4 protein-coding genes are annotated in these 14698 nt (G+C 43.2%); all 4 read left to right on the forward strand.

Features of this window, described 5'->3' with window-relative positions; all coding sequences use genetic code 11:
• Window positions 1–78: 78 nt before the first annotated feature.
• Entirely contained in the window at window positions 79–3888 is a 3810-nt protein-coding gene (rpoB, locus tag EGM47_RS16110; RefSeq protein WP_124981865.1) for a DNA-directed RNA polymerase subunit beta, read from the forward strand.
• Window positions 3889–3978: 90 nt separating this feature from the next.
• Entirely contained in the window at window positions 3979–8286 is a 4308-nt protein-coding gene (gene rpoC, locus EGM47_RS16115; protein WP_124981866.1) for a DNA-directed RNA polymerase subunit beta', read from the forward strand.
• A gap of 2 nt (window positions 8287–8288) precedes the next feature.
• Window positions 8289–8600, forward strand: coding sequence for a DUF3467 domain-containing protein (locus EGM47_RS16120; RefSeq protein WP_124981867.1), 312 nt, complete (start codon window positions 8289–8291; stop codon window positions 8598–8600).
• Between the two features lie 362 nt (window positions 8601–8962).
• The coding region (locus EGM47_RS16125; RefSeq protein ID WP_317126908.1) for a beta strand repeat-containing protein at window positions 8963–14698 on the forward strand (5736 nt) is incomplete at its 3' end.

Here is a 14698-nt window from a genome sequence, read left to right on the forward strand (position 1 = left end):
ACAGGCCTAGACCATTTTGCGTATAAAGATGAGACGTCGTCGATAACGCTTTTTTTAATCACTTAATACCGTGCATTGATGCTAGCAACAAACACAGAGAGAATTAATTTTTCAACGGTAACAAATAAGGCAGAATATCCTGATCTGCTGGATATCCAAATCAAATCGTTTCAGGATTTCTTTCAGTTGGAGACTAAATCCGACAAAAGGGAAGTAGAAGGACTTTATAACACCTTCATGGAAAACTTCCCGATTACAGACACGCGCAACCAGTTTGTGTTGGAGTTCCTTGACTACTTTGTAGACCCACCAAGATACTCCATCCAAGAGTGTATTGAACGCGGTTTAACCTATAGCGTGCCACTTAAATCACGTCTTAAATTATATTGTACCGATCCTGAACACGAGGATTTTGAAACCATCGTACAGGATGTTTACCTAGGTACAATACCTTACATGACGCCTTCTGGAACTTTCTGTATCAATGGAGCAGAACGCGTTGTTGTTTCTCAGTTACACCGCTCTCCTGGTGTATTCTTTGGACAGTCTTTCCATGCAAATGGAACTAAACTCTATTCAGCCCGTGTGATTCCTTTTAAAGGTTCATGGATTGAATTTGCTACCGATATCAATAGCGTAATGTACGCTTATATCGATCGTAAGAAAAAATTACCCGTGACTACCCTTTTCAGAGCCATCGGTTTTGAAAGAGATAAAGATATCTTGGGGATTTTTGACCTGGCCGAGGAAGTAAAGGCTTCCAAAACTGGTCTTAAAAAATATTTAGGTCGCAAACTCGCTGCACGTGTTTTGAGAACATGGCACGAAGACTTTGTAGATGAGGATACAGGTGAAGTAGTATCTATTGAACGTAACGAAATCGTTCTTGATCGCGATACTGTTTTGGAAAAAGAACACATCGAAGAGATCCTTGAATCACAGGCCAAAACTATCCTGCTTCACAAAGAGGATAACCAGTCTGCAGATTATGCCATCATCCATAACACTCTTCAAAAAGACCCTACTAACTCGGAAAAAGAGGCAGTAGAACATATTTATAGACAATTGCGTAACGCCGAGCCGCCCGATGAAGAAACCGCCCGCGGTATCATCGATAAGCTTTTCTTCTCTGACCAGAGATATAACCTGGGAGAAGTAGGTCGTTACCGAATGAACAAGAAATTGGGCTTGGATATCGCTATGGATAAGCAGGTGCTTACCAAGGAAGATATCATCACCATTATCAAACACCTGATCATGTTGATCAACTCAAAAGCTGAGATTGATGACATCGATCACCTTTCCAACCGTCGTGTACGTACTGTTGGTGAGCAGTTGAGCTCTCAGTTTGGTGTAGGTCTTGCCCGTATGGCGAGAACTATTCGCGAGCGCATGAACGTTAGAGATAACGAGGTATTTACACCGATTGATTTGATCAATGCCAAGACTTTGTCTTCTGTGATCAACTCCTTCTTTGGTACCAACCAGCTGTCTCAGTTCATGGACCAAACCAACCCTCTTGCAGAAATCACACACAAACGTAGGTTGTCTGCCCTTGGGCCAGGTGGTCTTTCCCGTGAAAGAGCAGGATTTGAAGTACGTGATGTTCACTATACGCACTACGGTCGTTTGTGTCCGATTGAAACACCTGAAGGTCCAAACATTGGATTGATTTCATCCTTGGCTGTTTTTGCCAAGGTGAACAATATGGGATTCATTGAAACTCCGTATCGCAAGGTTGAAAAAGGTGTAGTAAATCTGGAAGAAGATCCGATTTACTTAAGTGCTGAGGAGGAAGAAGGAATGCACATCGCACAGGCCAACCTTCCGTTGAAAAATGGTAAGATCGATGAGGAAAAGGTGATTGCACGTATGGAAGGTGACTTCCCGGTAGTAGACCCTTCTGAAGTGGTTTATGCCGATGTTGCCCCTAACCAGATTGCATCCATCTCTGCTTCCTTGATTCCATTCTTGGAGCATGATGATGCAAACCGTGCCCTGATGGGATCAAACATGATGCGTCAGGCAGTTCCTCTTTTGCGTGTGGATGCACCGATCGTAGGAACAGGATTAGAGCGTCAAGTAGCTACAGATTCCCGGGTCTTGATCAATGCAGAAGGTGATGGAGAAGTAGTGTACGTGGATTCCCAAAAGATTGTGATCCGCTATGACCGCACCGACCGTGAGAAATTGGTCAGCTTTGATCCAGAAGATACATCTTACGACTTGATCAAATTCCGCAAGACCAACCAGGGTACAAGTATCACCCTGAAGCCAATCGTTCAGAAAGGTGATCGTGTGGAACGCGGACAAGTACTCTGTCAAGGTTATGCTACCGAGGCAGGAGAATTGGCCTTGGGTCGTAACATGAAAGTGGCCTTTATGCCATGGAAGGGATACAACTTTGAGGATGCAATTGTAATCTCTGAGAAGGTAGTACGTGAAGACATTTTCACTTCTATCCACGTGGATGAATATTCTCTAGAAGTAAGAGATACTAAACTAGGTAATGAAGAATTGACGGCCGATATTCCTAACGTAAGTGAGGAAGCTACTGCCAATTTGGACGAGCATGGTATGATCCGTATCGGTGCCGAGGTAAAACCCGGAGATATTCTGATCGGTAAAATTACACCTAAAGGTGAATCTGATCCTACGCCAGAAGAAAAACTTCTACGTGCCATTTTTGGTGACAAGGCTGGTGATGTAAAGGATGCTTCCTTGAAAGCTTCTCCATCCCTACGTGGTGTAGTAATCGATAAGAAATTGTTCTCCCGTGCAGTAAAAGACAAGAGAAAAAGAGCACAGGACAAAGAGGATATCGCAAAATTGGAGCAGCAGTACCAATCTAAATTTGATGCACTTCAAGACCGATTGATCGAGAAATTGTTTGAGATCGTCAGCGGTAAAACTTCTCAGGGAGTATTCAACGACTTGGGCGAGGAAGTTCTTCCAAAAGGTAAGAAATATACCCTCAAGATGTTGAACTCTGTTGATGACTTTACCCACTTGGTATCCGGAACATGGACGACAAGTAAAGAAGTCAATGAGATGGTGGCCGACTTGTTGCACAACTATAAAATCAAGGAGAATGATCTTCAGGGATCCTTGAGACGTGAGAAGTTTACCATTTCTGTGGGAGACGAACTTCCTGCAGGTATCATCAAACTTGCCAAAGTTTACATTGCCAAAAAGCGTAAGCTTAAGGTGGGTGATAAAATGGCAGGACGTCACGGTAACAAAGGTATCGTTGCACGTATCGTTCGTGAAGAAGATATGCCATTCCTTGAGGATGGAACGCCTGTAGATATCGTATTGAACCCACTAGGTGTACCTTCCCGTATGAACATCGGTCAGATTTATGAAACTGTGTTGGGTTGGGCAGGAGAGAAGTTAGGTAAGAAATTTGCCACGCCAATTTTTGACGGTGCTTCGCTCGAGCAGATCAATGGATATACAGATGAAGCTGGAATCCCACGTTATGGTCACACTTATCTATATGATGGTGGAACCGGTGAGCGTTTTGATCAGCCGGCTACGGTAGGAATCATTTACATGTTGAAATTAGGTCACATGGTAGACGATAAGATGCACGCAAGATCTATCGGTCCATACTCATTGATCACCCAGCAGCCTCTTGGAGGTAAAGCGCAATTTGGTGGTCAGCGATTTGGAGAGATGGAGGTTTGGGCACTTGAGGCTTATGGAGCTTCCAGTACCCTGCGTGAAATCCTGACTGTAAAATCAGATGATGTGATAGGACGTGCCAAAACTTACGAGGCAATCGTTAAGGGTGAGCCTATGCCAGAACCTGGTCTTCCAGAATCCTTCAATGTATTGATGCACGAGTTGAAAGGTCTAGGTTTGGATCTTAGACTGGAAGATTAATTTTTTCGGTGGGGCCTTGGTGGTCTTCGCTTTCGCGAAAGCGGAATTCACCAAAGCCTCACTACTTTAACTAAAAATAGTACCATTATTATGGCTAGATATAAAGACAACCCAACACAAAAGAAATTTTCTAAAATTTCCATTGGTCTTGCCTCACCTGAATCCATCCTTGCTGAGTCTAGGGGAGAGGTGTTGAAACCAGAAACGATCAATTATCGTACGCACAAACCTGAAAGGGATGGACTTTTTTGTGAGCGCATCTTTGGTCCCGTAAAGGATTACGAATGTGCCTGTGGAAAGTACAAGCGTATACGTTATAAAGGTATCGTCTGTGATCGATGTGGTGTTGAGGTGACAGAAAAGAAAGTTAGACGTGACCGTATCGGGCATATCAATCTTGTGGTGCCTGTAGCACACATTTGGTATTTCCGTAGTCTTCCAAACAAAATTGGATATCTACTTGGGTTGCCATCCAAGAAATTGGATATGATCATCTACTACGAAAGATATGTGGTCATTCAACCAGGTATTGCTAAGAATGCCGAAGGTGAAGAAGTACAAAAAATGGACTTCCTGACAGAAGAAGAGTATCTAGATATCTTGGATAGCCTTCCGCAGGAAAACATGTACTTGGAAGATTCTGATCCTAACAAGTTCATTGCAAAGATGGGAGCTGAGTGTTTGATTGAACTATTGAACCGAATTGATCTAGAGTCTTTGTCCTATGACTTGAGACACAAGGCCAACAATGAAACTTCCAAGCAGCGTAAGACTGAGGCGTTAAAACGTCTTCAAGTAGTAGAGGCTTTGAAGGAGTCCAATGAAAACCGCGAGAATAAACCTGAGTGGATGATCATGAAGGTGGTTCCTGTGATACCGCCCGAATTGCGTCCATTGGTGCCGTTGGATGGAGGTCGTTTTGCTACCTCTGACCTTAATGACTTATACCGTCGTGTAATTATACGTAACAATCGTTTGAAGCGATTGATGGAGATCAAAGCCCCAGAGGTAATCTTGCGTAACGAAAAGCGTATGCTTCAAGAATCGGTAGATTCTTTACTGGACAACACAAGAAAATCTAGTGCGGTGAAAACTGATTCTAATAGGCCTTTGAAATCACTTTCAGACTCTCTGAAAGGTAAGCAGGGACGTTTCCGTCAAAACCTTTTGGGTAAACGTGTGGATTACTCGGCTCGTTCGGTAATTGTCGTTGGTCCTGAATTGAAATTATATGAATGTGGTCTTCCGAAAGACATGGCTGCAGAATTGTACAAGCCCTTTGTGATCCGCAAGCTTATTGAGCGCGGAATCGTAAAGACGGTGAAGTCTGCCAAGAAGATCATCGATAAGAAAGAACCAGTGGTTTGGGATATTTTGGAAAACGTCCTTAAAGGACATCCAGTATTGCTGAACCGTGCCCCAACATTGCACCGTTTGGGAATCCAGGCCTTCCAGCCCAAGTTGATTGAAGGTAAGGCGATTCAACTGCACCCGTTGGTTTGTACGGCATTTAATGCCGACTTTGACGGTGACCAAATGGCGGTACACCTTCCATTAGGTCCAGAAGCCATACTTGAAGCTCAACTATTGATGTTGGCTTCCCACAACATACTGAACCCTGCTAATGGTAGTCCTATCGCGGTACCATCACAGGATATGGTGTTGGGTCTATATTATATGACTAAATTGAGACGAACCGATGACCAGCACACGGTCAAAGGAGAAGACTTGATTTTTTATGGTCCAGAAGAATTGGTCATCGCCTTTAATGAAAAGCGTGTAGATATCAATGCCCCTGTCAAGTGTAGAATTAACTTGCTGCAGGAGGATGGAACTTTTAAATCAGAGATTATCGAGACCACTGCTGGTCGTGTTATCTTTAATGAAAAAGTGCCGAATGAAGCAGGTTTCATTAATGAAGTATTGACTAAAAAGGCGCTTAGAGATATCATTGGTGATATCCTTAAAGTGACCGATGTGCCTAGAACTGCTGCATTCCTGGATGAGATCAAAGATCTTGGATATGGATTTGCTTTCCGTGGTGGTCTATCCTTCTCTTTAGGAGATATCATGATCCCAGAGGAAAAACAAGCCATGATTGATGCGGCCAATGCCAAAGTAGATACCATTAGAGGAAACTACGGTATGGGTCTGATCACTCAGAATGAACGTTACAACCAGGTCATTGACGTTTGGACTGCTACCAATGCGCAGCTTACCGAGCTTTCTATGAAAAATATCCGTGAGGACCAACAAGGGTTCAACTCGGTATATATGATGCTTGACTCTGGAGCCCGTGGTTCCAAGGAGCAGATTAGACAGTTGACTGGTATGCGTGGATTGATGGCCAAGCCTAAGAAATCCAATGATGGTGGTGGGGCAATTATTGAAAACCCTATCCTTTCTAACTTTAAGGAAGGATTATCTATCCTTGAATACTTTATTTCTACACACGGTGCGCGTAAAGGACTTGCAGATACGGCCTTGAAAACGGCTGATGCGGGTTATTTGACCAGACGACTGCATGATGTGGCACAAGATGTTATTGTGAACACTGAAGACTGTGAAACGCTGAGAGGAATCGAAGTTGCTGCGTTGAAGAAGAATGAGGAAGTGATGGAGAAGCTAGGTGCGCGTGTCTTAGGTCGTACCGCATTACACGATGTTGTGGATCCGGCGACCCAAGAAGTTTTAGTGGCTGCTGGCGAATTGATCAACGAGCGGATTGCAGATGCTATAGAAGCTTCTGATCTGGAAACGGTTGAAGTAAGATCTGCCTTGACATGTGAGGCTCCAAAAGGAGTTTGTACAAAATGTTATGGTCGTAACCTGGCTACCAACCGACTTGTGATGAGGGGAGAGGCAGTAGGTGTTATCGCAGCCCAATCTATTGGAGAACCTGGTACGCAGCTTACCTTGAGGACTTTCCACGTAGGAGGTGTAGCTGGTAACGTTTCTGAAGATAGCGGTATTGTAGCTAAGCATGATGGTGTACTAGAGATTGATGATTTGAAGACTGTTAAAGGAGAAAATAGTGAAGGAAAAACTATTGATGTAGTAATCTCCCGTACGGCCGAATCTAAATTGCTTCATGAGAAAACAGGTATGTTGTTGAACACTAACAATATTCCTTACGGATCTGAATTGTACGCCAAGCCAGGCTCCAAAGTGAAAAAAGGTGATTTGATTGCCAAATGGGATCCTTTCAACGGTGTGATTATTTCTGAATTTGCTGGAAAAATCAAGTTTGAAAATATCATTCAGGGAGTTACTTTCCAAGTAGAAAGTGACGAACAAACAGGTTATGAAGAAAAAGTAATCTCTGATTCCAGAGATAAGAAGTTGATCCCAACCCTTCATATCGTAGATGGCAACGGAGAAACACAAATCTCTTACAACCTGCCTGTAGGTGCCCACTTGATGGTGAATGATGATGAGAAGATCAAAGTTGGTAAGGTATTGGTGAAGATTCCGCGTAAATCTGCCAAGGCGGGTGATATTACTGGAGGTCTTCCACGTGTAACAGAATTATTTGAAGCGCGTAACCCTTCCAACCCAGCAGTAGTAAGTGAGATTGATGGTGTGGTTTCCTTTGGTAAGATCAAACGTGGTAACCGTGAGATCATGGTGACTTCAAAAACCGAAGAAGTGAAGAAGTACTTGGTTAAACTTTCTAACCAGATATTGGTACAGGAAAATGACTACGTACGTGCCGGAATGCCATTGTCAGATGGGTCCATCACACCAAAAGATATCCTTGCCATTAAAGGACCTAGCGCTGTTCAACAGTACTTGGTGAATGAAGTGCAGGAGGTTTACCGACTACAAGGTGTGAAGATTAATGACAAGCACTTTGAAGTTGTGGTGCGTCAGATGATGAGAAAAGTAAGAATCGTTGATCCGGGAGACGGAGTGTTCTTGGAGAACCAATTGGTCCACAAGGAAGATTTTATCTTGGAAAACGATAGACTTTATGGAATGAAGGTAGTAGAGGTAGCCGGCGATTCTGAAAATCTGAAGGAAGGACAAATCGTTTCTCCACGTCAGTTGAGAGATGAGAACTCCCTCCTTAGAAGAGAGGATAAGGCACTTGCAGTTGCCCGCGATGTCATGCCAGCTACAGCAGAGCCTGTACTGCAAGGTATTACGCGAGCGTCCCTTCAAACTAAATCATTTATTAGTGCGGCATCCTTCCAGGAAACGACCAAAGTATTGAATGAGGCTGCCGTGAGTGGTAAAGTTGATACCTTGGAAGGCTTGAAGGAAAATGTGATCGTTGGTCACAGAATTCCTGCAGGTACGGGTATGCGTAACTACGATGATATCATCGTTGGTTCCAAAGAGGAGTTTGAAAAGCTGCTTGCCCAAAAAGAGGAACCACAAGTAAATTATAACTAGTAATGGCGGATAAAAATAATCCAGAACACAAGATCAATATCGAAATCGATGCTGATGTGGCAGAGGGACAGTATAGCAACTTAGCTATCATTAATCACTCGGCATCCGAATTTGTGGTGGATTTTGTCAATATCATGCCCGGTAATCCGAAATCTAAGGTCAAATCAAGAATTGTATTGACACCGCAGCACGCTAAACGTTTGGCAAAAGCGCTCGCGGATAATGTTCGAAAATTTGAACAAGCCCACGGTGAAATTCGAGATTACGAGCAACCGCCCATTCCTTTAAATTTTGGCCCAACGGGTCAAGCCTAACAAAAAGCCTGATTTTTTAATCAGGCTTTTTTATTTTCACCATGTAAATCCATAAATTATTTCTATTCTAATTGATTTTGTTGCTGATTTAAATGTGATCTAAGGGTTTGTTTTGTCTTTAGAATACTATTTACTTGTTCCTCACTCTATAACCTTGTTTTAGCCTTTAAAACGCATTGGTAGAAAATCAATTGATGTTTCTATATAAAATGTACCTAACTGGCCTTTCCTTAATCCGAAATATTAAATCATTTGTCGAATAGTTTAAACAAAGCATTTTATAAAATAAATATGTTCAGGTCGATCTATTACTTTTGCCCGTTAACCATTGTTAACACCTCTTAGTCTTATAACCTCCCCGTATGAGAATTTTTACTTTTAATTGCATTTCACGACTTTCCACCATTTCGTCTTATATATCTATTCTTGTTTTTCTACTGGCATTTCCTCTGTTGGCATCTGCCGATGGAACACGGCAAGCATCACCCGCCGCCGATCCTAATAATCCCAGTGAACCAAATAATGGAACTGCCCTTTATATGAGAAGGGGTGAAGTGGGAGCTTACATTAATGCGCCAAATGAGAACCGGTTGCGGTTCACTATTGCCGATGCGACCATAGAGAATCTTTACTTTGGTCTCCAAGTTCGCCAAAGGAATGCCGCAGCAAATAATCCTATTGTAAATGCCTCCTACTATTACGGTATTTATGACGAATCAGGAACTTTGGTTGCGGGAAGGGCACCAGGGGTCGGGCCTGTCGGTGGATTGTCAGGAAGATTTGATAACGGTGCTGGTGCTAATCCTACGGCCGCTTCTCCAGGTTATACAGATGGATACCTACCTGCTTATAATGGTCCAAATGGTGTGGATGGTACAACCAATGGGTATGTTCCTTTAATTTTTGACCCTACTACGAACGGTGATTTTTATATCGAATTTTATGCCAGTGTTGATGGTGGTGCTAGTGCTCTAACATTTGTAGATGGAGCTGGAAATACTTTCCCTCCAGTACTTTTCGTTCCTTATTTTGATTTTACGGTGGTCAATACAGCTCCAGCAACTCCTACGGCAATACTAGGTCGTGTCTGGTCCGAGAAGTGGAGTTTTATTGCCTATGAATTAGATGATGTACCGGATACTACTGGTGCGGGTGGAACTAATAACCCAAGTATTGTCCCAAACCCTAGTTTAAATGCTTCTGTAGAAGGTACTTATTTTGCATTTACCGATGATGGTGTAATTGTACAAGTAGATTTTCAGGACGGTTTTAGACCGCTTGCATATGAACTTGCCATGAATAGGTTTGGGGTGGTTGATGACGACGATGATCCAGCCAATGATTTTGAGGTGACAAGGAGGTCTGTAAATCGACCTACAGGTCTCGCTCCTGATTTGAGTAATGGCTATCCGGTATTTCTTTCCAGTCCCGATACCAATGTTTTTACTGTCCAACCGATCGGGCAACCGGCTATCACTGGGGATGTTTATGGATGTCCCGGAAATTATTTTATTCCTTATTTCTTGGATACGCCTGGGGATATTGCATTGTTGTTGGATTTAAACGGAACTCCAGGCTACCAGCCTGGAAGTTCGGATAGGACCTTAGAGGACTTTGATATACCTGCCGGAAACAACGTGCTGACTTGGGATGGATTGGATGGATTGGGTAACCCAGTTGCTGAAAATCTGGATATTATGCTGGAGCTTTTCTCCTATAAAGGTCGTACGAATGTCCCCATGTATGATGCCGAATTTAACTTGAATGGATTAGTGATTACTTCTATTGATCCCGTTCTTCAATCAAGAAATATCTATTGGGATGATACTCAGCTCACTGCCTTTGATACCACTGGCGGAAATGGCTGTGTGGATGCTACAGATAATAATGGTACAAACTCAACTGTAGGTAACTTTGCAAGACTTGACCTGTTAAATGGTCAAGTCGGTCCATTGCATGCGTGGGATGGTTCCAATCCAGATAACTCAGTTCCGGCACCAGTTGGACCAGCAGAGGGAACGAATACACCCAATTTGCTTTGCGATGACTATGGTAATAATCGTGTGATCAACACCTGGTTCTATGGGGCTATCACACAATCCCCAGTTACTTCCGTGAAAGTTCCTACTTGTGATAATGATGGTGATGGTATCGATGATTTTACAGATATTGATGATGATAACGACGGTATTCCCGATGCTATCGAATTAACTGATGTCATAGGTCCTGACCCGCTTGGAGATGAAGACGGTGATGGACTATTTAATTATTTAGATTTTGAAGAGCCTTTCTTTGTTGATGCTAATAACGACGGTGTTAGTGACAACTATGATCTGGATCAAGATGGAGTCATTGACCAGTTTGATCTTGATGCTGATGGTGATGGAATACCTGATAATGTTGAGGCTCAAACGACATTGGGATACATACCCCTGGCTTCTTTATCCGATTCAAATGGTGATGGTTTACTAGATACTTATGACCCCACCTGTGATGGTACCGCTGGACCAGCTCAAACAGGTAATGCTATTTCTGGTTTTACAACCGGAGGTAATGAAGATGTTTCACCAGCACTAGGTACTCCCGAAGCTGCAGGAACTGCTGCCACTAATGCCAATGGCGTAAGGATTAGAAATTCCGGAGCTGCTGGAGAAACGCCTGGACCATTACAACTCTTTTTTGGTCAAGGACTTCCAGCTGGAACGACTATTTCAATCAGCATAGCCAGAGATATTGGAGTTAATGATTCTGTCGACATCATAGCTGGTGGTACTACCCTGTCGGGTTTCAATACAGCTGGCCCAAATGATCAATATGTGGTAACTACCTTGGTTACCGCAGCGCCTACTAATGAGATCCGATTCGTTTTGAACAATGGAGGGTTTAGAATTGGCGGTGTATCCTATAGTTTTACACCTGCCGTCTGTGTAGATGGCGTGGCCTTGACACCCATTGATACTGATGCTGATGGTGATCCAGATTATCGGGATACCGATAGTGATAACGAAGGTGGTGACGATACCATGGAGGCGGGCTTAACCCTTTCAGGTGATGATGTCGATCGTGATGGATTGGATGACAATGTGGATGCTACTAATGGACCTAACGATCCTAATGGTGCTATCAATGATCCAGAGGTATTACCAGATTCTGACGGTGATCTTAATGCTGGTGGAGATGTAGATTTTCGCGATGCGACTACGAGTATAGATACAGATGAAGACGGGGTTTTTGATAACGTAGATATTGATGATGACAATGATGGAATTTTGGATATTGTCGAGTCCCGTGGATTGGGCGATCCATCACAAGACAACGATGGTGATGGAATTCTAAACTATCAAGATGCCGACTTTTGTACCTTAAATGCGCAGGGAGTTTGTGCGTTGCTTGATAGTGATAACGACGGAATTCCAAACCACCTTGACCTGGATTCAGATGGTGATGGTATTCCAGACAATAATGAAGCCCAAACAACTTTAAGTTATATTGACGGGTTGGTCAATGATGCCAACAGTGACGGTATTCCAGATGTAACGGCCAATGGTTTACCCACGGCTTATAATTTCAATGGTGACGAACTTGGGTTGTTGCCAGTTAATACGGATACGGTAGATCTTCCTGATTATTTAGATCTTAACTCAGATAATCAAGGTGGCAATGATACGGTTGAAGCTGGATTCACCCTGACTGGACTGGATGACGACGGTGATGGATTGGATAATGCCATAGATCTAACCACCGGTTATGCTGATGCAAATGGTTCAATCAATGATACAGCTTTATTACCAGATACAGATGGTGACCTCAATTCAGGTGGTAACGTAGATTTCCGTGATCGGTCATTGCCGAACGATGCAGATGGTGATGGGGTCAATGACATTGATGATCTTGATGATGATAACGACGGGATCACTGACATCACAGAAGGTTTTGAATTTTTTACAGATAATACAGCGACTTGTACTGGGCAAGAATACGTTTTTAATGGAGGAACTTTAATTGCTGGAACAGCTGGGCAGGTAGGCGCTCGTTATAGATTTTCTAATGTTCGCCCAGCATTAGGTGGAAATCCAGCCGTTGATGCCATCGTAGAAATCACTCAACGTTCGGCGGGTACTAGCTTGGTAAACATAGATAATGTTACTGGAGATGCAAATGCTTGGCAACCAGTTCTTGGATATACTTCGGCGGCAGTAGGTGATCTGACCATGACCTTCAATATCCAACTGGTAGAAACTGGAACGACGACCTTAACTACCGTTAATAGAATTGGTGGTTTTATTCAAGATATAGATAGCGATGGAACCGGTCGGATCAGAGAATTTTACAGATTAAGAAATTTGGTGGGGTATTCTTTAAACGAGCCTACCAATGTGATTGCCACTCAATTACCAGATGGTGTCACTACACAATTCAGGGCAGATGGAACAGGTTCTGCGCCGATAGAACCTATAGATACCAATCCAGCCTATAAGGTATTCTTCCAACGACAGGATGTTAATCAATTCCAATACGTCATTGGTGTTTCCAAAAATATCAATGTTGCCCAAAACAGATTTTATAGCGTTCAGTTTGATGAATGTGTGATTGATGATTTTGGAGGCACACCTACTGTGGTAATTATCAATGCGCCAGACACGGACAATGATACAATACCCAACCATTTAGATCCAGATTCAGACGGTGATGGTTGTAGTGATACGGCAGAAGCGGGTTATGTGGACGCTTTCGCGAAAGCGGACGAAGACGGAATATTGGGTAATGCAGCTCCAGAATCTGTTGATGCCAATGGTTTGGTGACATCTGGAGAAAATGGAGAAGGTTACACCGTTCCTGCAGATGCCAACGGAAATGGAATTTATGATTTTCTGGAATCTGGATTTGCTGGTGCTTGTAGTACGCAATTGGAGATTACAAAAACAAGTACCTTTAATCCTGCAACGGGAATAATTTCCTATACCTATGCTGTAGAGAATGTAGGCTCTAGCTTTGCTTTTGATGTGTCGGTAACGGAATCTGCTGGAATTTTTACAGGTAACAATACGCCCATACCATCCCCAGTATATGCATCAGGTGGAACGGATGAAGATGGCGAGGGTGATTTAATTGATTTACGCCCTGGAGCAATAGCTACTTTTACGGCTACCTATACTATTAATCAAGCTGATATTACTGCGGGTCAGGTAGATAACCAGGCGATCGCTAATGCTACAGACGACAATGGTGATCCTATTTCAGACGTATCTGATGATGGTGATGATGCTGACGGCAATAGCACTGATGATGTAACAGAAACAGTTTTTGCTGTGGGAACCATTAATGGTCAGGTTTATAATGATCAAAATGGTGATGGGGATCAAAATGGTGCTGAGCCGAATCTTGCTGGGGTGTCAATAAATATTATTGACGCTGGTGGCACAACTGTGGCAACGCTGACTACTGCAGCTGACGGGACGTATGTAACGCCAAATTTATTGGTGGGGAACTACACTGTTGAAATTGATGAGTCTACTATTCCGCTTGCTGGTTCATTGGCACAAACCGAAGGAACTAATCCAACCAGTGTATCTGTTACAGATGGAACAAATAACTTTGAAGAATTTAATGGATTCCAACAACCTATTGTCAGCATCAACGACATCACCCAAAACGAAGGTGATGCAGGTACGACCAATTTTGACTTTACCATTAGTTTGAGTAATCCTGTAAGTACACCTACCACGGTAACTTACACGATCGCCGACGGTACGGCCCAAGAAGCTGGTATTGGTGCGGGTAGCGATGATTACGATAATCCTGCCACTCTTACGGTAACGATCCCTGCCGGATCAACTACCGCTACGGTCAGTGTTCCAGTAAATGGCGATACGACAGTAGAGCCTGATGAGACTTTTGACATCACATTGAATACGACCAATAATGGTACGATCAGCGCGACTGACAATGTAGGTACGGGAACGATTACCAATGACGATGCCGTTGTGGTCAGCATCAACGACATCACCCAAAACGAAGGTGATGCAGGTACGACCAATTTTGACTTTACCATTAGTTTGAGTAATCCGGTAAGTACACCTACCACGGTAACTTACACG

The sequence above is a fragment of the Nonlabens xiamenensis genome, from assembly GCF_003865345.1.
GTDB classification, from domain to species: Bacteria; Bacteroidota; Bacteroidia; order Flavobacteriales; family Flavobacteriaceae; genus Nonlabens; species Nonlabens xiamenensis.

What these genes read in the sequence shown, in the direction of transcription:
- rpoB (WP_124981865.1), top strand. Translation starts at nt 79, where the DNA reads ATGCTAGCAACAAACACAGAGAGAATTAATTTTTCAACGGTAACAAAT.
- rpoC (WP_124981866.1), top strand. Translation starts at nt 3,979, where the DNA reads ATGGCTAGATATAAAGACAACCCAACACAAAAGAAATTTTCTAAAATT.
- EGM47_RS16120 (WP_124981867.1), top strand. Translation starts at nt 8,289, where the DNA reads ATGGCGGATAAAAATAATCCAGAACACAAGATCAATATCGAAATCGAT.